Genomic DNA, 21983 nt, shown 5'->3' with positions numbered 1-21983 from the left:
ACTCGCAACCAAGCTTGGCCCTAGGCCACACAGTTTTATGCTTTAGGTGTGACGCCCCGCTTGGTTCGGGGCGTTGTTGTATCTGCTTGGCGGTGATTTTAAATCATTATTAAACTCAGTATTTCAGGGCTATATGCCCTTTTTTTGTTTGTATGGAGGATTTTCGTGACAAAACTTGAGCAAGATTTAGTAGCCATGCTCTCACCGGCCGTTGAAATGTTAGGCTTTGAGTTACATGGTCTTGAGTTTGTGCAAGCTGGTCGCCACTCTACATTACGTGTTTATATCGATCACGATGCAGGGATTACGGTTGACAATTGTGCCGACGTTAGTCGTCAAGTTAGCGCAATTTTAGACGTCGAAGACCCAATTACAAATGAATATGATTTGGAAGTTTCGTCTCCTGGTGTTGATCGTCCATTATTCAAACAAGATCACTACGAGAAGGCGCAAGGAGAAGAAGTACGCGTGCGTACAAAGCTTCCGCAAGATGGTCGTCGTAACTTTAAAGGCGATTTAGTATCAGTTAGCAGTGATATGATCACACTTTCAGCAGATGGCGCTGAGCATATGATTATGCTTAGTAACATTGAACGTGCGAACATCATCGCAAAGTTTTAATTCGAGTGCGAAGGAATAGGGCAAGCGAGGCATAACCCATGGCAAAAGAAATATTATTGGTTGCTGAAGCCGTCTCCAATGAGAAAGCGGTTCCAAAAGAAAAGATTTTTGAAGCGTTAGAGTTCGCATTAGCGACTGCAACAAAGAAAAAACACGATGGCGAAATCGAAGTTCGCGTATCAATCGACCGTAAAACAGGTGATTACGACACATTCCGTCGTTGGAAGATTGCTGAAGTTCTTGAAGATGGCTCTTTAGAAAACCCTTACAGCGAAATCACACTTGAAGCGGCTCAGGTTGAAGACGAAAGCCTACAATTAGGTGATTACGTTGAAGAACAAATTGAGTCAATCAAGTTTGACCGTATTACAACACAAATGGCTAAGCAAGTTATCGTACAAAAAGTACGTGAAGCTGAGCGTGCATTAGTGGTTGAAGAATACAAAGATCAACAAGGCGAATTAGTAACAGGTGTTGTTAAAAAAGCAACCCGTGATGCAATCGTACTTGACCTTGGTAACAATGCTGAAGCGGTTATCTACCGTGATGATATGTTACCGCGTGAAAACTTCCGTCCAGGTGACCGTATCCGTGGTCTTCTTTACGAAGTTAAGCCAGAAGCACGTGGCGCGCAGTTATTTGTAACGCGTTCTAAGCCAGAAATGCTAATGGAGCTTTTCCGCATTGAGGTGCCAGAGATTGGCGAAGAGATGATTGAACTACGTGCAGCTGCACGTGATCCAGGTTCTCGTGCAAAAATCGCGGTAAAATCTAACGACAAACGTATCGACCCAGTAGGTGCGTGTGTTGGTATGCGTGGTGCACGTGTACAAGCAGTTTCAACTGAGCTTGGTGGTGAGCGTGTTGATATCGTTCTTTACGATGACAACCCAGCGCAATTCGTTATCAATGCAATGGCGCCAGCAGAAGTTGCGTCAATCGTAATGGACGAAGATACACATTCAATGGATATCGCTGTTGAAGCCGATAACCTAGCACAAGCAATCGGTCGTAATGGTCAAAACGTTCGTCTTGCTAGCCAGTTAACTGGTTGGGAATTAAACGTAATGACAGTTGATGACATGCGTGCGAAGAACGAAGCTGAATCAGATAAGCTAATCAACTTATTCACTGAATACCTAGATATCGATGATGAGTTTGCAACTTTACTTATCAACGAAGGTTTCTCAACACTTGAAGAAGTGGCTTACGTACCTGCATCAGAATTCTTAGAAATTGACGGTTTAGATGAAGAAACAGTTGATATCTTACGTTCACGTGCAAAAGACGCATTAACAACGAAAGCGCTTAAAACTGAAGAAAGCCTAGAAGGTGCAGAACCTGCAGAAGACCTACTAGCGCTTGAAGGCTTAGAGCGTCACCTTGCATTTGTTATGGCAAGTAAAGGTGTAGTAACACTTGAAGACTTAGCTGAGCAAGGCATTGATGAGTTAGTAGACATCACTGAACTTTCAGAAGAAGAAGCTGGCAAGCTGATTATGGCTGCGCGTAACATTTGTTGGTTCGCAGACGAGTAATTTATTAACGGAGGTATTACACACTATGGCAGAAGTAAATGTTGAAAAACTAGCCGGAGATATTGGTACAACTGTTGATAAATTACTACAGCAGCTTGAACAAGCCGGTATTTCTAAAAAAGCAGGTGATATGGTAACTGAGTCTGAAAAGTCGACGTTATTAGATCACTTGAGCAAGCAGCACGGCGGCACGGGCTCAGAAGGCCCAGCTCGCATGACTTTGCAACGTAAAAGCAAAAGTACGCTAAGCGTAACTGGCTCTACAGGTAAAGCGAAGTCTGTGCAAGTTGAAGTACGTAAAACACGTACTTACGTTAAGAAAAGCGCCATTGAGCAACAGCAAGAAGAAGAGCGTTTAGCTGCAGAAGAAGCTGCACGTAAAGCAGCAGAGCTTAAAGCCCAGCAAGAAGCTGAGGAGCTTAAAGCGAAACAAGAGGCAGAGCGCAAAGCGAAAGAAGAAGCTGAGCGTAAAGCCAAAGAAGAGGCTAAACGTAAAGCTGAAGCTGAGCGTAAAGCGAAACAGAAGCAGATGACCCCAGAGCAAAGTGCTAAGTCTGAACAAGATCGCGCCGAAGCTGAGCGTCTGCAAAAAGAAGCAGAAGAGGCCGCATTGAGAAAAGCTGAAGAAGAAGCGAAACGTCAAGCAGAAGAGGCAAGAAAGCTAGCTGAAGAAAATGAAGCTCGCTGGAAAAAGGAAGAAGAAGAGCGTAAGCAGCGTGAAGAAAACGCTGATCACCACCTTACGACTTCAACTTACGCACGTGAAGCAGAAGATGAATCTGATGCACGTGAAGAGAATAGCGCTCGTCGTAAGAAAAAGAAAAAAGGACCTCAAAAAGATAAACAGGCTGCCGGTCCTAAAGGTAAGAAAGGCAAGCTTAAAGCACCAACGTCTTTACAACATGGTTTCCAAAAACCAACAGCTGACGTGAAAAACGAAGTTCGTATCAGTGAAACAATCACTGTTGCTGAGCTTGCATCACGCATGGCAGTTAAAGGTGCTGAAGTTGTTAAAACGATGATGAAGATGGGTGACATGGTTACCATCAACCAAGTGATTGACCAAGAAACAGCGCAGCTTGTTGCTGAAGAAATGGGTCACAAGGTTATTATCGTTAAAGAAAACGAATTAGAAGAGAAAGTTCTAAACGACCGTAGCGAAGAAGGTAAAGCGATTCCTCGTGCACCGGTTGTAACAGTAATGGGTCACGTTGACCACGGTAAAACGTCAACACTTGACTACATTCGTTCAGCAAAAGTTGCCTCTGGTGAGGCCGGTGGTATTACTCAGCACATTGGTGCATACCACGTTGAAACGAATGGCAACATGATTACTTTCTTAGATACTCCAGGCCACGCCGCGTTTACATCAATGCGTGCACGTGGTGCTAAAGCAACGGATATCGTAATCCTAGTAGTTGCTGCGGATGATGGTGTAATGCCACAGACTAAAGAAGCGGTTCAGCACGCGCGTGCTGCAGGCGTTCCTTTAATCATCGCAGTAAACAAAATGGATAAAGAAGGCATCGACCCAGATCGCGTTAAGAACGAGCTAGCACAACTAGACGTTATCCCAGAAGAGTGGGGTGGTGAAACACAGTTTGTACACATCTCTGCGAAAACTGGTTTAGGTATTGATGACCTACTTGAAGCGGTATTAATGCAAGCTGAGCTACTTGAGCTAACTGCGCCAGCTGAAGGTATGGCTGCAGGTGTTGTAATTGAATCGCGTCTAGATAAAGGTCGTGGTCCAGTTGCGTCAATCCTAGTTCAGTCTGGTACGCTTAACCAAGGTGATATCGTACTTTGTGGTCTTGAATATGGCCGTGTACGTGCGATGAAAGATGAGAACGGTAAAGACATCAAGTCTGCGGGTCCATCTATCCCAGTTGAGATTTTAGGTCTGTCTGGTATCCCTGCTGCTGGTGATGAAGCAACAGTAGTTAAAGATGAGCGTAAAGCGCGTGAAGTAGCACTTTACCGTCAAGGTAAGTTCCGTGAAGTGAAGCTTGCTCGTCAACAAAAAGCGAAGCTTGAAAACATGTTTACGAACATGGCTGAAGGCGATGTATCAGAAGTTAACATCGTTCTTAAAGCTGACGTACAAGGTTCAATTGAAGCAATCGCTGATTCATTAACTAAGCTTTCTACTGATGAAGTTAAAGTGAAGATTGTTGGTTCAGGTGTAGGTGGTATCACTGAAACTGATGCAACGCTTGCAGCGGCGTCAAACGCAATCGTTGTTGGCTTTAACGTACGTGCTGATGCATCAGCTCGTAAAGTAATTGAGTCAGAAAACCTAGACTTACGTTACTACAGCGTAATCTACAGCCTGATTGAAGAAGTTAAACAAGCGATGTCAGGTATGCTTGCACCAGAATTCAAGCAAGAGATCATTGGTCTTGCTGAAGTTCGTGACGTGTTCAAGTCACCTAAGATTGGTGCAATCGCAGGTTGTATGGTTACTGAAGGTATCGTTAAGCGTAGCGCGCCTATCCGTGTACTTCGTGATAACGTGGTTATCTATGAAGGTGAACTTGAGTCACTACGTCGCTTTAAAGATGACGTTCAAGAAGTACGTAACGGTATGGAATGTGGTATCGGCGTTAAGAACTACAACGATGTTAAAGTTGGCGACCAAATCGAGGTATTCGAGACGGTTGAAGTACAACGTTCACTTTAATTTCGTTTAAGTTATTGCTTTAAATGGGGGCCTAGCCCCCATTTGTGTATTCGTAATTAAATTAACTTATTCTTTAACATCAATAAGTTATTATTTTAGAGTGAAATGAAATGAGAGAATTTTCTCGCACTGATCGTGTTGCACAGCAAATTCAAAAAGAGATTGCTGTTATTCTGCAACGCGAAATCAAAGATCCACGCTTAGGTATGGTGACAGTGTCTGCGGTTGAGGTATCTCGCGACTTATCTTACGCAAAAGTATTCATTACAGTATTCAACACTGATGATGAAGATAAAGCCAAGCAAAGCGCTAAAATCTTAAATGAAGCAACGGGTTATATTCGTTCTTTATTAGGTAAACGTATTCGTGCGCGCATCATGCCTGAGTTACGTTTTGTGATCGATAACTCGCTTATGGAAGGTATGCGTATTTCAAACTTGGTTGACTCAGTTATTCGTGAAGACAATGCCAAGCATGTTGACGAAGATGACAGCGAAGAAGGCACTAAAGACTAATGGCTAGACGCAGTAAAGGTCGTGCTATTGACGGCATCTTATTACTTAATAAGCCGCAAGGTATTTCATCAAACAAAGCATTGCAGCAAGCAAAAGGGATTTACTTTGCTCAAAAAGCAGGCCACACCGGTGCGCTTGATCCGCTTGCGACGGGTATGCTGCCTATTTGTTTTGGTGAAGCGACTAAGTTTACCCAGTTCTTGCTTGATACTGACAAAACCTATGTTGTACGCGCCAAACTTGGTGAGCGAACCACGACCTCTGATTCAGATGGTGAAGTGGTTGAAACGCGCGACGTATCGGTCACCCGTGAACAATTAGCTGAGCAAATTGCCAGTTTCTTAGGTGAGTCGGATCAATACCCTTCGATGTACTCTGCGCTTAAATACCAAGGTCAGCCTTTGTATAAATATGCTCGCGAAGGTATCGAAGTACCGCGTAAGTGTCGAAAAATTAATGTATTTAGTTTAACGCTTGATGAGTTTGATGAAGCTAATAACGAAGTACAAATGACGGCACATGTGTCTAAAGGCACTTATATTCGTACTATTGTTGACGACTTAGGTGAAAAGCTTGGCTGTGGTGCACATGTCATCATGTTACATCGCAGTGCAGTTGGCCATTACCCAAGTGAGAAAATGGTCACTCTTGAGCAACTTGAAGAAAAGCTACAGCAAGCAAAAGCAGACGATGTTGCGCCTTCAAGCTACCTCGATGAGCTATTACTGCCAATGGATACTGCTTTGGTTGATTTACCTGTGATTGAGATTACTCAAGAACAGGGCGTGGCATTTAGTCATGGTCAAACAGTCGTGATTGGTAAGCCTGTACCAGATGGTGTGGTAAAGGTAATGGCTGATGGGGTGTTCATTGGTACCGGTGAGCGTCATAAAGACGGTCATTTAAAATCAAAGCGTGGCTTATCAAATCAACTGCCTGAGTAAAGATTACCTTGTAGTTATTAGCAAAGCTGGGTAGAATACGCCCCGCTCAATCGTTTTGGCTGAATTAGTGATCGGCTAAAACACAATTTAAATTAATTTTTGGAGTTACTATGTCACTAAGCAATCAAGAAAAAGTTGAAATCATCGCTAAATTTGCACGCGCTGAAGGCGACACTGGTTCACCTGAAGTACAAGTTGCACTTCTAACTTTCGATATCAACAAGCTTCAAGGTCACTTTGCTAGCCACAAGCACGACTTCCACTCACGTCGTGGTCTTCTTCGCAAAGTAAGCCAACGCCGTAAACTGCTTGACTACCTTAAAGGTAAAGACATTGCACGTTACACTGCGTTAATCCAAGAGCTTGGCCTACGTCGCTAAGAACTAGATTACGAGAAAAGGGGCTATTTAGCCCCTTTTTTTGTGCGCGCATGAAAGGTATACTAGCGCACACCTAGGTAGTGGATACTGCTTAGATATTAAAAAACATCATTGCCAATTGTAGTACTTAATCGTGTTTTCATAAGCACAATTAAGTACTGTAATTGGTACTTTGATGGACTATTTTTTACCAATTCGGAGCACAGCTCTGAGTTGCTTTTACATTTAAAGGACATTTTTAAGTGCAAGCAATTATTAAAGAATTTCAACTAGGTCAACACACTGTGACCCTAGAAACAGGTGCTATCGCTCGTCAAGCAGACGGCGCAGTACTAGCAAGCATTGGCGACACTTCAGTATTAGTTACTGTTGTTGGTAAGCGTGATGCACAACCAGGTCAAGACTTCTTCCCACTAACAGTTAACTACCAAGAGCGTATGTACGCTGCGGGTCGTATCCCTGGTGGTTTCCTTAAGCGTGAAGGTCGTCCTAACGATGGCGAAACACTTATCGCTCGTCTAATCGACCGTCCAATCCGTCCACTTTTCCCAGACGGTTTCGTAAACGAAGTACAAGTAATCGCGACAGTTGTTTCTGTTAACCCAGAAATCCAACCTGACATGGTTGCTATGATTGGTACTTCAGCAGCACTTGCTATCTCTGGTATTCCATTCAATGGTCCTATCGGTGCATCACGTGTTGGTTTCATCAACGGTGAATACGTACTTAACCCAACACTAGCTGAGCTTGAAGAAAGCCAATTAGACCTAGTTGTTGCTGGTACTGATAACGCAGTACTTATGGTTGAATCAGAAGCTGAAACACTATCTGAAGACGTGATGTTAGGTGCGGTTGTTTATGGTCATGAGCAATCTCAAGCTATCATCAACGCAATCAACGAGTTCAAAGCTGAAGCGGGTAAACCAGCTTGGGATTGGACTGCACCAGAGAAAAACGTAACACTTGCTGAGAAAATCTCTGCAATTGCTGCTGATAAAGTAGGTGAAGCATACCGCATCACTGACAAAGTAGCGCGTAAAGAAGCACTAGGTGCAGCGAAAGAAGAAGTTGTTGCTACATTAACAGCTGAACTTGCTGAAGGCGAAGAGCTAGATACGCAAGAAGTTGGCAAACTATTCGGTTCTTTAGAAAAAGAAATCGTTCGTGGTCGTATCATCGCTGGTGAAAAACGTATCGATGGTCGTGAACCAGATATGGTTCGTGCACTAGACGTAATGACGGGTGTTTTACCACGTACTCACGGTTCTGCAATCTTCACGCGTGGTGAGACGCAAGCACTTGTAACTGCAACACTTGGTACTGAGCGTGATTCACAGTTAATCGACGACTTAACAGGTACTAACAAGCATCACTTCATGCTTCACTACAACTTCCCTCCGTTCTGTGTAGGTGAAACAGGTTTTGTAGGCTCTCCTAAGCGTCGTGAAATTGGTCACGGTAACCTAGCTAAGCGTGGTATTGCTGCGGTACTACCTACACTTACTGACTTCCCATACTCAATCCGTGTTGTTTCAGAAATCACTGAATCAAACGGTTCATCGTCTATGGCATCAGTATGTGGTACGTCACTAGCACTTATGAACGCAGGTGTTCCAATTAAAGCATCTGTTGCTGGTATCGCGATGGGTCTAGTTAAAGAAGGCGACGATTTCGTTGTTCTTTCAGATATCTTAGGTGATGAAGATCACTTAGGTGACATGGACTTTAAAGTAGCGGGTACTTCAAACGGTATCACTGCACTACAAATGGATATCAAGATCGAAGGTATCACTAAAGAAATCATGCAAATCGCTCTTAAACAAGCGAAAGCAGCACGTCTACACATCTTAGGTGTTATGGACGAAGCGATTGCAGCACCTTCTGAAGAGTTATCTCAATTCGCACCTCGCATTTACACAATGCAAATCCCTGCGAAGAAAATTGCTGAAGTTATCGGTAAAGGTGGCGCAACTATCCGTCAACTTACTGAAGAAACTGGCACAACGATCGAAATCGAAGATGACGGTACAATCAAGATCGCTGCAACTGATGGCATCAGCGCAAACGATGCAATCAAGCGTATCGAGCAATTAACTGCTGAGCTAGAAGTAGGTACTATCTACACTGGTAAAGTTGTACGTATCGTTGATTTTGGTGCGTTCGTTAATATCCTTCCGGGTAAAGACGGTCTAGTGCACATTTCACAAATCAGCACAGAGCGTGTTAACAACGTAACTGACCACCTAAGCGAAGGCCAAGAAGTTAAAGTTAAAGTTCTTGAAGTAGATCGCCAAGGTCGTGTACGTCTAAGCATCAAAGAAGCAATGGAACCAGCTGCTGAGGAAAAAGCAGAAGAGTCTAAAGACGCTTAATGATGATTGAATAACCAGTTATTTGCTGGATATAAGAAAAAGGGGCTGTTTAGCCCCTTTTTTTATGCTTTAATGAAACCTATCCGCTTCGCCTTTGTCTACAGAGAATTCAGGTATTAAGGAATTTAATGATTTTTAAACACTTAGCATTGACCGCTGTGGCTATTTTTTCTTTAAGTGCATGTCAAACAACTTCACAACCTGAGTCAGTCCCTATTGTTAATGTGCCTTTTACTGCACCATTAGCACCTGATTTTCGTAACGAAATTACGATTGCTCGCTATTCTGAACTACTAAACCGTGCTGATTTAAGTGCAGAGCAACAAGCCAAACTTTATTATGATCGCGGTGTATTATTTGACAGCTTAGGTATGTCGACCTTGGCGCGTATTGACTTTAACCGTGCGATTAAGCTCAAACCAGACCTAGCAGAAGTGTATAACTTCTTAGGCATTCATCACACACTAATGCAGCAGTATGAACAAGCTTATGAGTTCTTTGATTCGGCACTTGAGCTTAACGAGCAACACGAGTATGCCTATTTAAATCGTGGTATTGCCCTTTACTATGGTGACCGTCCATCACTTGCACAAGATGATTTACAGCAGTTTTTAAATCGTTCACCGAGCGATCCTTATCGTGTGTTATGGCTTTATTTAGCCCAATCAGAAGCTGATAAAGCGCAGGCCTTAATTGATTTAAAAGCTAACTCGCAGGGTGTTGATGAGTCTCAATGGGGTTACCAACTGTTGGCACTTTATTTAGGTGATATCAGTGAGTTTGAGTTTTTATCTGGCATTATTGAAGGTGTAACTTCAGAGCAAGAGTATGCGCACCGCTTATGCGAAGCTTATTTCTACCTAGCGAAGATGCATCAAGCGGCGGGTGATAACTATCTTGCTGCCGATTACTTTAGACTTGCCCTTGCCACCAATGTGCATGAGTTTGTTGAATACAAATATGCCCGCTTAGAGCTTGAGTTAATGGCTGGTGAAAACGCAAGCTAAGGTTTCTTTTACTGCTATTCTATTACTGAGCTTGGGTTTCGTACCAAGCTCAGTGTCTCGTTTTATTCCCGCTTACGCTTATTACGCAAATACTACTCCTTCACAAGCAATAGCTATCTATCATTTGGCACCCAGCGCCATTAATTTGCAGCATTTAGTGCTGAGTAACTCACAGCTTCGCCAGTTAGCAACGCTTAATGATAGTAATGCGGCGTATCAGCTTGCGCTCAGGTTTTTGCAGCAACATGATTACACCGCAGCAAAATTATGGTGGCAGCCTTACTTTGCTAAATTCAATTCAGATCAGCAACAAACCTTAGCGGAGCAGTTAGTCAGAGCAAACCAGTGGCTCGATATAAGTTACCTAGGTAAAGCTGGCAAGTTACCAGAGGGAAATGCCAAGCAAGCTTGGCTGTTGCAGCAACAAATGCCGCCAGCTCAAATTGACCCAGCTTATGCGCAGCAACAGCAATTAGCCTTATCAACATCAAGTGTACAAGCAAGCAGTCAGTGCCAATTTAATATTTTAATGATGACAGATCATTACAAGGGTATTGATACTTTAAAGCAGTATAAGCAGCAATACAGTAAAGCGCCTGAGCCTGCAAAAGGCAGCTTTTGTTTTACTGACGTTGTTTATGTTGCTGATAAGTTTAGTTGTGATGATAGTAGTGGGGCGCTTAAGTGTAACTGGCAAAATGCGGCAGCGTATCCGTGGCCTGAAGGTTTTGACTTTATTGTGATGATGTCAAAGCAAGGGGCTGCTAATGTGCTTGGCGGGATTATGCATATCAATTCATCGCAATCTTATGCGGTATTTTTACATGAGCTAATGCATTTCAATGGCTTTGAAGATGAGTATGCTTTACCAGAGCAAAAACAACAGTGGCTGTGTAAGCAACAGGGGCTGGTTGCACCAAATCTGTTTATTGCAAATAAGGTTTCCCCACCAAAAGGCTGGCAAAAAAGTATCGCTTGTAGCAATCAGTTAGCCTATAAACCAAGCCCTAATTGGTCGATTATGCAGTACCAAACAATGAGCTTGTCTGAGCAATACCGTGAGCTTTGGCAAAAACAAATTAACCAGCCCTTAACAAAGCCGATTCGGTTTTCTGAATATTTTGCCTTTTTAGGCTTAAAGCCAGTGTTTACAACAGCTTCCAAAGAGCAGAAATTTTCTGACTAATCGTCTATTTATTGCTATTTTAGTATGTAAAGCGGTTAAATGTTGTGCAAATAGGTGTGTCTCCTATAGACAAAATAGCACCTGATCAGTATAACTATACGCATTGTAAGCTTTTTTTGAAGCCAACTTTTAACCATCCAAATGAACAGTACGCAACTAATTAAAACTAGAGCGGTATTGATATTCTTATGACACTAAAAGGCTCCTAATTATGACTTTGCTCTGGATACCCCTGTTATCCTTAATCGGCAGTGTTATTTCATCCTGCACTTCAAAACTAACACGTAACCAAAGCACTGCTTTGACCATGTTAGCGCCTTTGATTGCCCTTGGAATTGTATTTTCGTATACCCCTGCAGTCTTTTCTGGTGAAACAATTCGCTACACTGCTGAGTGGATCCCTCTTTTAAACATGCAAGTTTCGTTTCGACTTGATGGTTTAACGTTACTTTTTCTATATATGATCTTGGGTATCGGTACCCTGGTGATTTTTTATGCGCGTTATTACTTAAGTAGTAGCGACTCAATGCCAAAGCTATACTGCTATTTAATGCTATTTATGACCGCAATGGTCGGCATCGTGATGTCGAATAATGTGATCCAGCTGTGGTTTTTCTGGGAGCTCACCAGTATTAGTTCGTTCTTATTGATTAGCTATTGGTGGCATAAGTCAGAAGCTCGCAAAGGTGCACGTATGGCACTTGCTATTACAGGTGCCGGTGGTCTTGCGTTACTAGCAGGTTTATTACTAATTGGTGATATTGTTGGTAGCTATAATCTTGATGTGATTTTAGCAAGCAAAGCGCTTATTCAATCTCATGCACTTTATGAAGCTGCGCTGGTATTAGTGCTTTTAGGTGCATTTACCAAATCTGCACAATTTCCATTTCATTTTTGGTTACCACATGCGATGGCGGCACCGACACCAGTCAGTGCCTACCTACACTCTGCAACCATGGTTAAAGCGGGTATCTTTTTATTAGCGCGTTTTTATCCTGCGCTATCAGGCACAGATACTTGGTTTATTTTAGTAGCAATGACGGGTCTGGCGACTTTATTGGTTGGTGCTTATATCGCGTTATTTAAGCATGATTTAAAAGGCTTACTGGCTTATTCAACAATCAGCCATTTAGGTTTAATTACCTTACTGCTTGGTTTAGACACTGAGCTTGCTACAGTGGCTGCTATCTTCCACATTATTAACCACGCAACCTTTAAAGCGTCGTTATTTATGGCAACGGGTATCATTGACCATGAAACTGGCACCCGTGATATGCGTAAACTCAATGGTATGTGGCGCTTTATGCCGTATACCGCCACACTTGCTATGGTAGCAGCGGCAGCCATGGCGGGCGTGCCACTGTTAAATGGTTTCTTATCGAAAGAAATGTTCTTTGCCGAAACACTGCATCAGCAAGTGCTTGGCTCTATGTCTTGGTTAATTCCAGTGTTAGCGACTATTGCTGGTGCACTCTCTGTCGCGTATTCAGCACGTTTTATTCACGACGTGTTTTTTAACGGCGACCCAATCGATTTGCCAAAACAGCCTCATGAGCCACCACGCTATATGCGTGTACCAATCGAAATTTTGGTTGTGCTGTGTTTACTCGTCGGTATGTTCCCGCACTTCGCAGTAAGTGATATTTTAGCTTCGGCATCTTTCGCAGTGCTCGGCGATGCAGCCCCAGATTATAAGCTATCAGTATGGCATGGCTTTAATTTACCGCTGTTAATGAGCTTTATTGCTACAAGCGTGGGCGTGATGATTTATGTGCAGCGTAAGCACCTGTTCCACTTCCAAGCTTCATTGCCAACTTTGAATGCTAAGAAAGGCTTTGAGCGTGGCTTATATAGCTTAATTAAATGGTCACAAGAAAAGATTAAACGAATCGAAAATGGCTCGTTACAGCGCTATGCCTTTGTGATGATTGCTGTGGTGCTTATGTGTGCGGGCTGGCCTTTATTTGAAATGCGCCAGTTAGCAGGAGCAAGTGAGTTAACGCCAATCGATTTCCATAATGCTATTGGTGCTGGCTTACTAATAATAGGTGCGCTGGCAACGGTTATTTGGCATCGCTCACGAATGATATCTTTGATTATGATTTCAATCGTAGGCCTGATGGTATCTGTTGCATTTACTCGATTCTCTGCGCCTGATTTAGCACTGACTCAGTTAACCGTTGAAGTTGTCACGGTAATGCTACTGATGCTCGCACTGTTCTTTTTACCACAGCGTACTCCGAAAGAATCAAGCTCATTGCGTATTTTGCGTGACCTAGGTATCTCATCGGCAATTGGTGTGGTTGTGGCGAGTATTTGTTATGCACTTCTGACAAGACCACTTGAGTCAATTTCTGACTTCTTTGTTGCCAATGCAAAAACTGGCGGTGGTGGTACTAACGTTGTAAACGTTATCCTCGTTGACTTTAGGGGTTTTGATACCCTAGGTGAGATTACCGTATTGGGTATTGCTGCGTTAGGTATTTATAAGCTTCTTATTAACTTGCCGCTGTTTATGCCAGCAAGTGATAGTGAAGGGCGCCCATGGGCAAGAGAGCGTTACCCAATTCTATTGTCGAGTATTTCACAAAGCTTGTTACCACTTGCATTACTTGTGTCAGCGTATATTTTCTTACGTGGTCATAACTTACCAGGTGGTGGCTTTATTGCAGGACTGGTCACTGCGATTGCATTTATCTTGCAATATATGGCTAATGGTTCGCACTGGATTGCAGACAGATTTGACGTGAATTATCGTAAGATTATTGCGTCAGGTATTGCTATTGCATTGTTTACAGGTATTGGAAGTTGGTTCTTCGAACGTCCATTCCTAACAACCTGGTTTGATTATTTTGATATTCCGCTAGTCGGCAAGACAGAACTTGCTAGTGCTATCGTATTTGATTTAGGTGTGTATTTAACTGTTGTAGGTGCAACGCTGATGATTTTAGCAAGTTTAGGTAAATTAACTGCTGATACACCCAAGCAAGAGGTAAATATTTAATGGAAGTATTGTACGCATCATGCGTCGGCGTGCTGGTTGCATGCGGAATTTACTTAATATTACGGGCTCGTACCTTCCCGGTAGTACTCGGCCTGACTATGTTGTCGTATGCAGTTAACCTGTTTTTATTCTCTTCAGGTCGTTTAACTATTAACAAAGCGGCTGTACTTGGTACAGGCAGTGAGTATGCCGATCCACTCCCTCAAGCACTGGTTTTAACCGCCATTGTAATTGGCTTTGCGATGACCGCTTTTGTGGTTATTTTAGCGATTCGTGGCCGTGCTGACTTGGGTAATGACCATGTTGATGGTCACCTTGTTAAGTCATCGAAGGAGCAAAAATGATTCAGCATTTAGCTTCTTTACCAATTTTAATTCCGATGTTGGCAGGGGTGATTTTACTCATGCCGCCATGTGGTAAAAACTTACATATTCGTCGTGTTTCGTCGGTTATTTTGTCGATTGTCACACTATTGGTCAGTGCTTATTTATTATTTCACGTAAATAGTACCGCACCGCTTGTTTACGCAATCGGTGATTGGTCTGCACCATTTGGTATTGTGCTGGTTGCCGATAGGCTAGCAACGCTACTTGTGCTACTTACCAGTTTCCTTGGTGCAGTTGTGGTGCTTTATAGCTGTGCAGGCGATGATAAAAAAGGGAGCTTTTTCCATCCGTTAGTGCACTTTTTAGTGTTAGGTGTAAATGGCGCCTTTTTAACTGGCGATGTATTTAACCTGTTCGTATTTTTTGAAGTGCTGTTGATTGCTTCGTATTCATTATTGATGCATGCCGGCAACAAACATAGTACCCGAGCTGCACTGCAGTACGTCATTTTAAACCTGATTGGTTCAAGCGTATTCTTAATTGCGCTGGGTGTACTTTATGGTGTGTTAGGCACATTGAACATTGCTGATTTAGCGCAAAAAGTACCACAGCTGACGGGTGATGATGTTTACCTTGCTAAAATTGGTGGCTTGCTGTTAATCGTGGTATTTGCGTTAAAAGGCGCGTTATTACCGTTACATTTATGGCTACCGAATACCTACGCCAGTGCAATGCCATTAGTTGCTGCATTATTCGCGATTATGACCAAGGTCGGTGTGTATGCCATGTTGCGCGTGTATACCGTAATATTTGGTGATAATGCTGGCGAACTCGCTCACATGGCACAGCCTTGGTTATGGGGCTTAGCACTAGCGACCATAGTGATGGGTGGTATTGGTGTATTAGCGAGTCAAGATTTTAGAAAGCTTATTGCGAATCTGGTGGTTGTATCTGTGGGTACTTTAGTGGCATTGGTTGCGATTCAGAATGTCTCTGCAACAGCTGCATTACTTTACTACTTAGTGCATTCAACCATTATTTGCGCTGCACTATTCTTAATTGCGGATTTAATTGCTCAGCAACGTGGTAAAGTTGCTGACCGGTTAGTTGCAGGGCGCGCCGTTGCACAGCCATATTTACTTGGTACTTGTTTTGTAGTGGCTGCACTTGCTGTTGTTGGTATGCCACCGTTATCTGGCTTTGTCGGCAAAGTATGGATTTTAAAGAGCACGTTAGATAGCGAAAAAGCCATGTTGTTTTGGCCAATCTACCTAGTTTCTAGTTTAGCGTTATTAGTGGCGGTTTCACGAGCCGGTACCAGCTTATTTTGGGATCACACCCATAAAGACAGTGAAGCAATTGAAGGCACTAAAGCACACCCTGTTAAAGTGATAGCTGTAGTTGCATTACTTGCGTGTTCACCATTAATGGTTGTATTTGCAGGACCGATTTCAGACTATATGTTAGCAACGTCAGAGCAGTTGTTTGATATCAACACTAGCATCAACGCTGTATTACAAGGAGGCCAATAATGCGTTTAGAATCTCGCTTTCGTTGGTTGCCAACACCATTTCGCAGTGTTTTATTATTCATTGTATGGCTGTTGTTAAATAATAGTGTGTCGCCAGGACATCTGTTTTTAGCTGCATTTTTTGCTATTACTATTCCGTGGATCACATTCCCATTTCGTGATCCACAGCCTCTTATTGTCAGGCCAGGTCTTGCGTTTAGGCACTTATTGTTAGTGCTGTACGATATTGTCACTGCTAACATACAAGTTGCTCTGTTGATCCTTGGACCAACGAAAAAGTTACGTCCAGGTTTTATCAAAGTGCCATTGGATTTAAGCCATGAAATGCCAATCACTATTTTGGCCAGCACAGTATCTTTAACACCAGGTACAGTGAGCGCAGAGGTTTATCCTATTCCTGAGTCACTCGAAGAGGGCGAAGAAATTCAACAGCGCTACTTATTGATCCATGTACTCGATTTAGCTGATGAACAAGCGTTAATTAATACTATTAAGCAGCGCTACGAAGCACCGCTTAAGGAGATTTTTCGATGCTAGATACCGTTTTTCTAATTGTTTTTGCAATGATAGCCATATCGTTACTGTTAAACCTATGGCGTTTAATTGTTGGGCCGTCGGTACCTGATCGTATATTGGCTTTAGATACTATGTTCATAAATACCATTGCTTTAATTATTCTATATGGCATGAGCATGGGCACCGATTTATATTTTGAAGCCGCATTATTAATCGCCATGCTTGGCTTTGTGAGCACTGTAGCGGTATGTAAATACCTGCTGCGTGGCGATATTATTGAATAAGGTAACGAATGATGAGTGAATGGATTGTATCAATCTTATTATTAATTGGTGGTTGCTTTATTCTTATAGGTTCAATCGGACTTGTGAAAATGCCTGACTTTTTTATGCGTTTACATGGTCCAACTAAAGCAACAACGCTTGGCATGGCATCATTGCTAATTGCTGCCATGGTGTATTTTAGCTACACCCACGATGGCATCAGTGTGAAAGAAATTTTGATTTCGATTTTCTTACTGATCACCGCACCTATTAGCGGCTATATGCTGATCAAATCAGCCATCCACCACAAGCTTCGTGCTAAAGATGGCACCAAGGGCCTCGATAACATCGAAGAAGATTAATACCAGCTCGCAATAATAGTTAAGCGAATTGGTGTGATATCTAATTAATAAGAACAATGTGATCTACTACTGTGGCTTTTATTGCGCTCGTAGATCGCATAAAATGCCCCGTCATTTAGTACAGTAGGTAAATAGAGCATTATGCGAGTAGCACTTGGAGTAGAGTACAACGGCGCGCGTTACAGTGGTTGGCAACGTCAATCACACGTCAATAGCGTACAACAAGAAGTAGAAACGGCGTTGTCGCGTATTTGTAATCATCCAGTCGAAATAGTTTGTGCAGGCCGCACCGATGCGGGTGTACATGGCACCGGGCAAGTGATCCATTTTGATACTCACGCTGAGCGTGAAATGGTCGCGTTTACGATGGGTATGAATACCTTACTGCCAAAAGATATTGCTATTCGCTTTGCCAAGCCTGTAAGCGAAGACTTTCATGCTCGTTTTAGTGCCACAGCACGTCGCTATCGTTATGTGATTTATAATTACACCTATCGCGGCGCTATCATGAGTGAAGGGGTGACCCATTTTCATCACCCATTAGACGAAACTAAAATGCAAGAAGCCTGTCAGTATTTAATAGGTGAGCATGATTTTACTTCGTTTAGAGCACTACACTGCCAAGCAAATACAGCTAATCGTACTATTCACCATTTATCGGTAAAACGCCAAGGTGATTATGTGATCATTGATATTAAAGCCAATGCGTTTTTACATCACATGGTACGAAACATCACCGGGTGTTTGATGGACATTGGTCTTCATAAGCATGAACCTGTGTGGTTAAAAGAATTACTCGATTTAAAAGAGCGCGCTAAGGCAAGTGCAACAGCAAAAGCCGCTGGCCTTTACTTAGTTGATGTGGATTACCCAGAACATTTTGGCATTCCTAAAACACCATTAGGGCCTTTGTTTTTACCTGATTCAGACAGTTAGACTTTAGTAGACTACTACTAAGACCAGTTTTTTATATCGTCTGCGGGTAATTCATGTTTTAATTGAAAAAATCTGTCTGTTTATTTGTTATCAGAAACACAAGCGAGTGTTTCCAATTAAACAGACTGCGACACAGAACAGCATTAAGAGAGTTGCAAATGAGTTGGTTAGAAAAAATCTTACCTAAAACGACTAAATCGTCAGGTCGTAAAGAAATCCCTGAAGGGGTTTGGGCTAAGTGTACAGACTGTGATTCAATTTTATATAAAGCAGAATTAGAAAAAGCACTCAACGTGTGTCCTAAGTGTGATCACCACATGCGTTTAAGTGGCCGTAAACGTCTTGAAAACTTTTTAGATGATGCTGACCGCCAAGAAATTGGTGCAGAGCACGAACCAAAAGACGTATTAAAGTTTAAAGATTCTAAAAAATACTCTGACCGAATTACCCAAGCACAAAAAGCAAGTGGCGAGAAAGACGCACTTGTAGCAATGAAGGGCCGCCTAAAAGGCATTCCTGTTGCTGCTGTTGCATTTGAGTTCTCGTTTATGGGTGGTTCAATGGCGTCAGTAGTAGGTGCTCGTTTTGTTGAAGCTGTAGATCAATGTTTAGAGCACGACATGCCACTTATTTGTTTCTCTGCATCAGGCGGCGCACGTATGCAAGAAGCTCTTATGTCATTAATGCAAATGGCTAAAACAAGTGCTGCACTTGCAAAAATGAGCGAAAAAGGCTTACCGTTTATTTCAGTATTAACTGATCCAACAATGGGTGGTGTATCTGCATCACTGGCAATGCTTGGTGATGTAAACGTTGCTGAACCTAAAGCGCTTATCGGTTTTGCGGGTCCTCGCGTAATTGAGCAAACAGTTCGTGAAACGCTTCCTGAAGGTTTCCAACGCAGTGAATTCTTGCTAGAGCATGGTGCAATCGACATGATTGTAGACCGTCGTGAAATGCGTGACACCCTTGCACGTATCTTAGCGAAATTTATGAACTTGCCTTCTACTGAACAAGAGCATAGAGTAGCGTAAATTTCAGCTTAACTGATTAAACGCTATGACAGAAATCCTTCCTAGCCAATCATCAAGCCTTGATGATTGGCTTTGTTATTTAGAAAGTGTCCATCCTGCTAATATCGAAATGGGTTTAGAGCGCGTAGAACGCGTGGCAAACCAAGTCGGCTTACTCGATACATCAAGCAAAATAATCCTAATTGCAGGCACCAACGGTAAAGGAACCACAGCCCGTTGCCTAGAAAGTTTATTACTTGCACAGGGTTACAGTGTGGGTACTTATGCTTCGCCGCATCTTATTCGTTATAACGAACGCGTGCGTATTAATGGCCAAGAGCTTGACGATCAATTCCATGTTGATGCATTCGATATGCTTGAAAAAGGCCGTGGTGACACGCAGCTCACTTATTTTGAGTATGGTACCTTAGGCGCACTGGCTATTTTTAAACGTCACGCCGTTGATTATGTGCTGCTAGAAGTGGGGCTGGGTGGCCGTTATGATGCGACTAATATCGTGAACCCGCATGCTTGTGTGATCACCACCATAGATCTAGACCATAAAGAATACCTAGGCGATACTCGTGAACTTGTTGGTTACGATAAAGCTGGTATTTTCCGTACCAATACACCAGCTATTGTTGGCGATTTAGCGATTCCGCATACAGTGACTGATTATGGCAATGAAATTAACGCTGATATGGTGCTATCAGGCCAAGACTTCATATTCACAGAAGACAGTGAAGGCTTTAACTGGCAGTACCAAGATAACGATTGGCGCTTAGCTAAGCCTGCTATCCCTTGTCAAAATGCAGCAACTGCGTTGACCCTACTTGCAAAACTTGAGCTATTGCCAAGTGAGCAACAAGTGCGTGATTGCTTGGAGAATCTAACTGTAGAAGGGCGCTTTCAGCAGTTAAGTCAGCAGCCGCTTGTTTTTACCGATGTTGCACATAATCCTGAGTCAGCTCGATATTTGGCACGCAAATTAAGCGTGTATAAAGATCAAGGGTTTAAAATTCATGCATTAGTCGCTATGCTTGCAGATAAAGATAAAGTGGCTGCAATGTCGGCCGTGGCAAATGTTGTTGACCAGTGGTCGTTAGCAAGCTTAGATTGTTTTCGTGGCGACAAAGTTGAGAATCTTGCTAAAGCACTAGCCGAAACCACATCAACAGCGCCTAGTACGCACTATGAGAGTGTTGAAACTGCGCTAGATACGTTATTACCAAATGTTGATGAAAACACGTTAGTGATTGTGTTCGGTTCGTTTATAACTGTGGCTGCAGCCATCAATTACTTTAAAAAATAGAGAGGAAATCGGTGAACGCAGGGTTTATTAATCGCTTAGTAGGCACCACGATTGTGGTTGTGGCGGCTATTGTCTTCATTCCAAACATTTTGGATGGTGAGAAGGTTCATTATAAAGAAGGCTTTAAAGCTATTCCTGAACGCCCTGAGTTCACTACGATAGACTTGCAAGAGGTGATTGATAATAAAGTCGCCTCTGCCGAGCAACCTTCGCAAATCCCGGTTGAAGATACGCAAGCAAACGATGCTGATCTTGTCGCAAATGAAACCCAGCAAATTGATACTGCACCGCAAATGGTTGAAGCTTCAACTGATGAGCCGGTAATTAACAAAGCTGAGCCGAAAGTTGCAGTGCAAGAGCCTGCCAAGCCAGCTGCTAAAACGCCTGAGCCAACCCGTAAGCCAGAAGAGAACCTCACACAAATGGCTTATGTTATTCAACTGGGCAGTTTTTCTCACGCACCTAATGTGAAATCACTACAAGAAAAATTAAAAGCGAATGGTTTCAAAACCTTCACTCGCCCAATCAAAACCCCGAACGGCACACTGACAAAAGTCTTTGTAGGTCCTTCACTTAGCAAGAAAGAGTTAGAAAGTAAGCTTCCTGAGTTAAAGCAGTTAACCAAGTTAAACGGCAAAGTTACTCAGTTTGAAATTACAAAATGATCTGGCATCCAAATACCCAAACCACCTGTAGATCCATGATTCAGCGCTATCACAGGGTTTTCAATACAAGGCGTGGCGATGCAGGAATGTAGGTACCTTTCAAATTGCCACAACACAGTAGTGGAAGCCCTGTGAAGCGCCCGAAGGGCATGGCTAAAACGCATTTATTCTGCGTTATTGATTTTCACAAGGGGACACCACTCCCTACAATCAATGCCTTGCCTAAATGCGTTTTATCTCATGCTGAATTCTTGCATCCACAGGTGGTTTGGGTATAGAATGCGCCCCAAATTAACGACTAGTTGGTTCTTATGATCTGGGTTGATTACGCCATACTTGGCATTATTGCACTATCCACTATCATCGGCTTAATACGTGGCTTTGTAAAAGAAGCAATGTCATTAGCTGTATGGGCTGGCGCATTTATCATCTCTAGTTTGTTTTACCAATATTTAGCATCCTTCCTAACAAGTATTTCAGAACCCCTTTTAAGAAATGCAGCCGCAATAGCCATATTATTCTTTGCGACACTCCTGTTGGGTGGGTTACTAAACTATATTTTAGGTGAACTTGTACAACGTACTGGTTTATCTGGCACAGACCGTGTTTTCGGCATAGTGTTTGGTGCTCTTCGTGGCGTGTTGGTCGTAAGCGCGTTACTCTTCTTTCTTGATGCTTTTACCGGTGCACCTAATACGCATTGGTGGGGCAACTCTATTTTGATTCCAGAATTTGGCTTTGTTGTTGAGTGGTTCTTCTCGTACCTCGAAAACAACTCGAGCTTTTTAAATTCTGTAAACCGTTAATCG

20 protein-coding genes are annotated in these 21983 nt (G+C 42.8%); all 20 read left to right on the top strand.

Annotated elements, in window-relative coordinates; all coding sequences use genetic code 11:
* The first annotated feature begins 165 nt into the window (after positions 1 to 165).
* Complete coding sequence (gene rimP / locus AADY36_RS11650) at positions 166 to 621, top strand: ribosome maturation factor RimP (protein WP_054562099.1); 456 nt, start codon at positions 166 to 168, stop codon at positions 619 to 621.
* 38 nt (positions 622 to 659) lie between these two features.
* A complete protein-coding gene (gene nusA, locus AADY36_RS11645) occupies positions 660 to 2159 on the top strand; it encodes a transcription termination factor NusA (protein WP_054553176.1) in 1500 nt (499 codons plus the stop codon).
* A gap of 25 nt (positions 2160 to 2184) precedes the next feature.
* Entirely contained in the window at positions 2185 to 4842 is a 2658-nt protein-coding gene (gene infB, locus AADY36_RS11640) for a translation initiation factor IF-2 (protein ID WP_054562097.1), read from the top strand.
* Positions 4843 to 4952: 110 nt separating this feature from the next.
* On the top strand, positions 4953 to 5357 hold the full coding sequence (rbfA, locus tag AADY36_RS11635) for a 30S ribosome-binding factor RbfA (protein WP_054553174.1): 405 nt from the start codon (positions 4953 to 4955) through the stop codon (positions 5355 to 5357).
* Positions 5357 to 6301 (top strand): tRNA pseudouridine(55) synthase TruB, encoded by a 945-nt coding sequence (truB, locus tag AADY36_RS11630; RefSeq protein WP_054553173.1) that lies wholly within the window; start codon positions 5357 to 5359, stop codon positions 6299 to 6301. The genes rbfA and truB overlap by 1 nt, the downstream gene beginning before the upstream one ends.
* 110 nt (positions 6302 to 6411) lie before the next feature.
* The gene (gene rpsO, locus AADY36_RS11625; protein WP_054553172.1) at positions 6412 to 6681 is read left to right on the top strand and encodes a 30S ribosomal protein S15; all 270 of its coding nucleotides are present in this window, start codon (positions 6412 to 6414) and stop codon (positions 6679 to 6681) included.
* Between the two features lie 242 nt (positions 6682 to 6923).
* Positions 6924 to 9053 carry a polyribonucleotide nucleotidyltransferase gene (pnp, locus tag AADY36_RS11620; RefSeq protein WP_054562096.1) on the top strand — a complete coding sequence of 710 codons (2130 nt, stop codon included), beginning with the start codon at positions 6924 to 6926 and terminating at the stop codon, positions 9051 to 9053.
* Positions 9054 to 9181: 128 nt separating this feature from the next.
* Positions 9182 to 10060: a lipoprotein NlpI gene (gene nlpI, locus AADY36_RS11615; protein WP_055021724.1), complete on the top strand. Its 879-nt coding sequence runs from the start codon at positions 9182 to 9184 to the stop codon at positions 10058 to 10060.
* Positions 10044 to 11246 (top strand): hypothetical protein, encoded by a 1203-nt coding sequence (locus AADY36_RS11610; protein ID WP_055021723.1) that lies wholly within the window; start codon positions 10044 to 10046, stop codon positions 11244 to 11246. Before nlpI ends, AADY36_RS11610 begins: the two co-directional genes overlap by 17 nt.
* A gap of 211 nt (positions 11247 to 11457) precedes the next feature.
* Positions 11458 to 14250, top strand: coding sequence for a monovalent cation/H+ antiporter subunit A (locus AADY36_RS11605; protein ID WP_054562093.1), 2793 nt, complete (start codon positions 11458 to 11460; stop codon positions 14248 to 14250).
* Complete coding sequence (locus AADY36_RS11600; RefSeq protein ID WP_054553167.1) at positions 14250 to 14594, top strand: Na+/H+ antiporter subunit C; 345 nt, start codon at positions 14250 to 14252, stop codon at positions 14592 to 14594. The genes AADY36_RS11605 and AADY36_RS11600 overlap by 1 nt, the downstream gene beginning before the upstream one ends.
* Positions 14591 to 16108 carry a monovalent cation/H+ antiporter subunit D gene (locus tag AADY36_RS11595; RefSeq protein ID WP_055021721.1) on the top strand — a complete coding sequence of 506 codons (1518 nt, stop codon included), beginning with the start codon at positions 14591 to 14593 and terminating at the stop codon, positions 16106 to 16108. The genes AADY36_RS11600 and AADY36_RS11595 overlap by 4 nt, the downstream gene beginning before the upstream one ends.
* Positions 16108 to 16644, top strand: coding sequence for a Na+/H+ antiporter subunit E (locus AADY36_RS11590; protein WP_055021720.1), 537 nt, complete (start codon positions 16108 to 16110; stop codon positions 16642 to 16644). Before AADY36_RS11595 ends, AADY36_RS11590 begins: the two co-directional genes overlap by 1 nt.
* Entirely contained in the window at positions 16638 to 16907 is a 270-nt protein-coding gene (locus AADY36_RS11585) for a K+/H+ antiporter subunit F (protein WP_054553164.1), read from the top strand. Before AADY36_RS11590 ends, AADY36_RS11585 begins: the two co-directional genes overlap by 7 nt.
* Before the next feature lie 8 nt (positions 16908 to 16915).
* On the top strand, positions 16916 to 17248 hold the full coding sequence (locus AADY36_RS11580; protein ID WP_054553163.1) for a Na+/H+ antiporter subunit G: 333 nt from the start codon (positions 16916 to 16918) through the stop codon (positions 17246 to 17248).
* A 141-nt stretch (positions 17249 to 17389) separates the two neighbouring features.
* Positions 17390 to 18184, top strand: a complete 795-nt coding sequence (gene truA / locus AADY36_RS11575) for a tRNA pseudouridine(38-40) synthase TruA (protein ID WP_054553162.1) — start codon at positions 17390 to 17392, stop codon at positions 18182 to 18184.
* 158 nt (positions 18185 to 18342) lie between these two features.
* The gene (gene accD, locus AADY36_RS11570) at positions 18343 to 19218 is read left to right on the top strand and encodes an acetyl-CoA carboxylase, carboxyltransferase subunit beta (protein ID WP_055021719.1); all 876 of its coding nucleotides are present in this window, start codon (positions 18343 to 18345) and stop codon (positions 19216 to 19218) included.
* A 25-nt stretch (positions 19219 to 19243) separates the two neighbouring features.
* The gene (gene folC / locus AADY36_RS11565; protein WP_342409001.1) at positions 19244 to 20509 is read left to right on the top strand and encodes a bifunctional tetrahydrofolate synthase/dihydrofolate synthase; all 1266 of its coding nucleotides are present in this window, start codon (positions 19244 to 19246) and stop codon (positions 20507 to 20509) included.
* Positions 20510 to 20520: 11 nt separating this feature from the next.
* Complete coding sequence (locus tag AADY36_RS11560; RefSeq protein ID WP_054562088.1) at positions 20521 to 21174, top strand: SPOR domain-containing protein; 654 nt, start codon at positions 20521 to 20523, stop codon at positions 21172 to 21174.
* Between the two features lie 311 nt (positions 21175 to 21485).
* On the top strand, positions 21486 to 21980 hold the full coding sequence (locus AADY36_RS11555; RefSeq protein ID WP_036969851.1) for a CvpA family protein: 495 nt from the start codon (positions 21486 to 21488) through the stop codon (positions 21978 to 21980).
* The last annotated feature ends 3 nt before the right edge of the window (positions 21981 to 21983 follow it).

This window comes from Pseudoalteromonas sp. D15MCD-2 (genome assembly GCF_038562745.1).
Lineage (GTDB): Bacteria > Pseudomonadota > Gammaproteobacteria > Enterobacterales > Alteromonadaceae > Pseudoalteromonas.
Note: the sequence above shows the minus strand (reverse complement) of the source record. Positions and strands in the feature narration are given on the sequence as shown.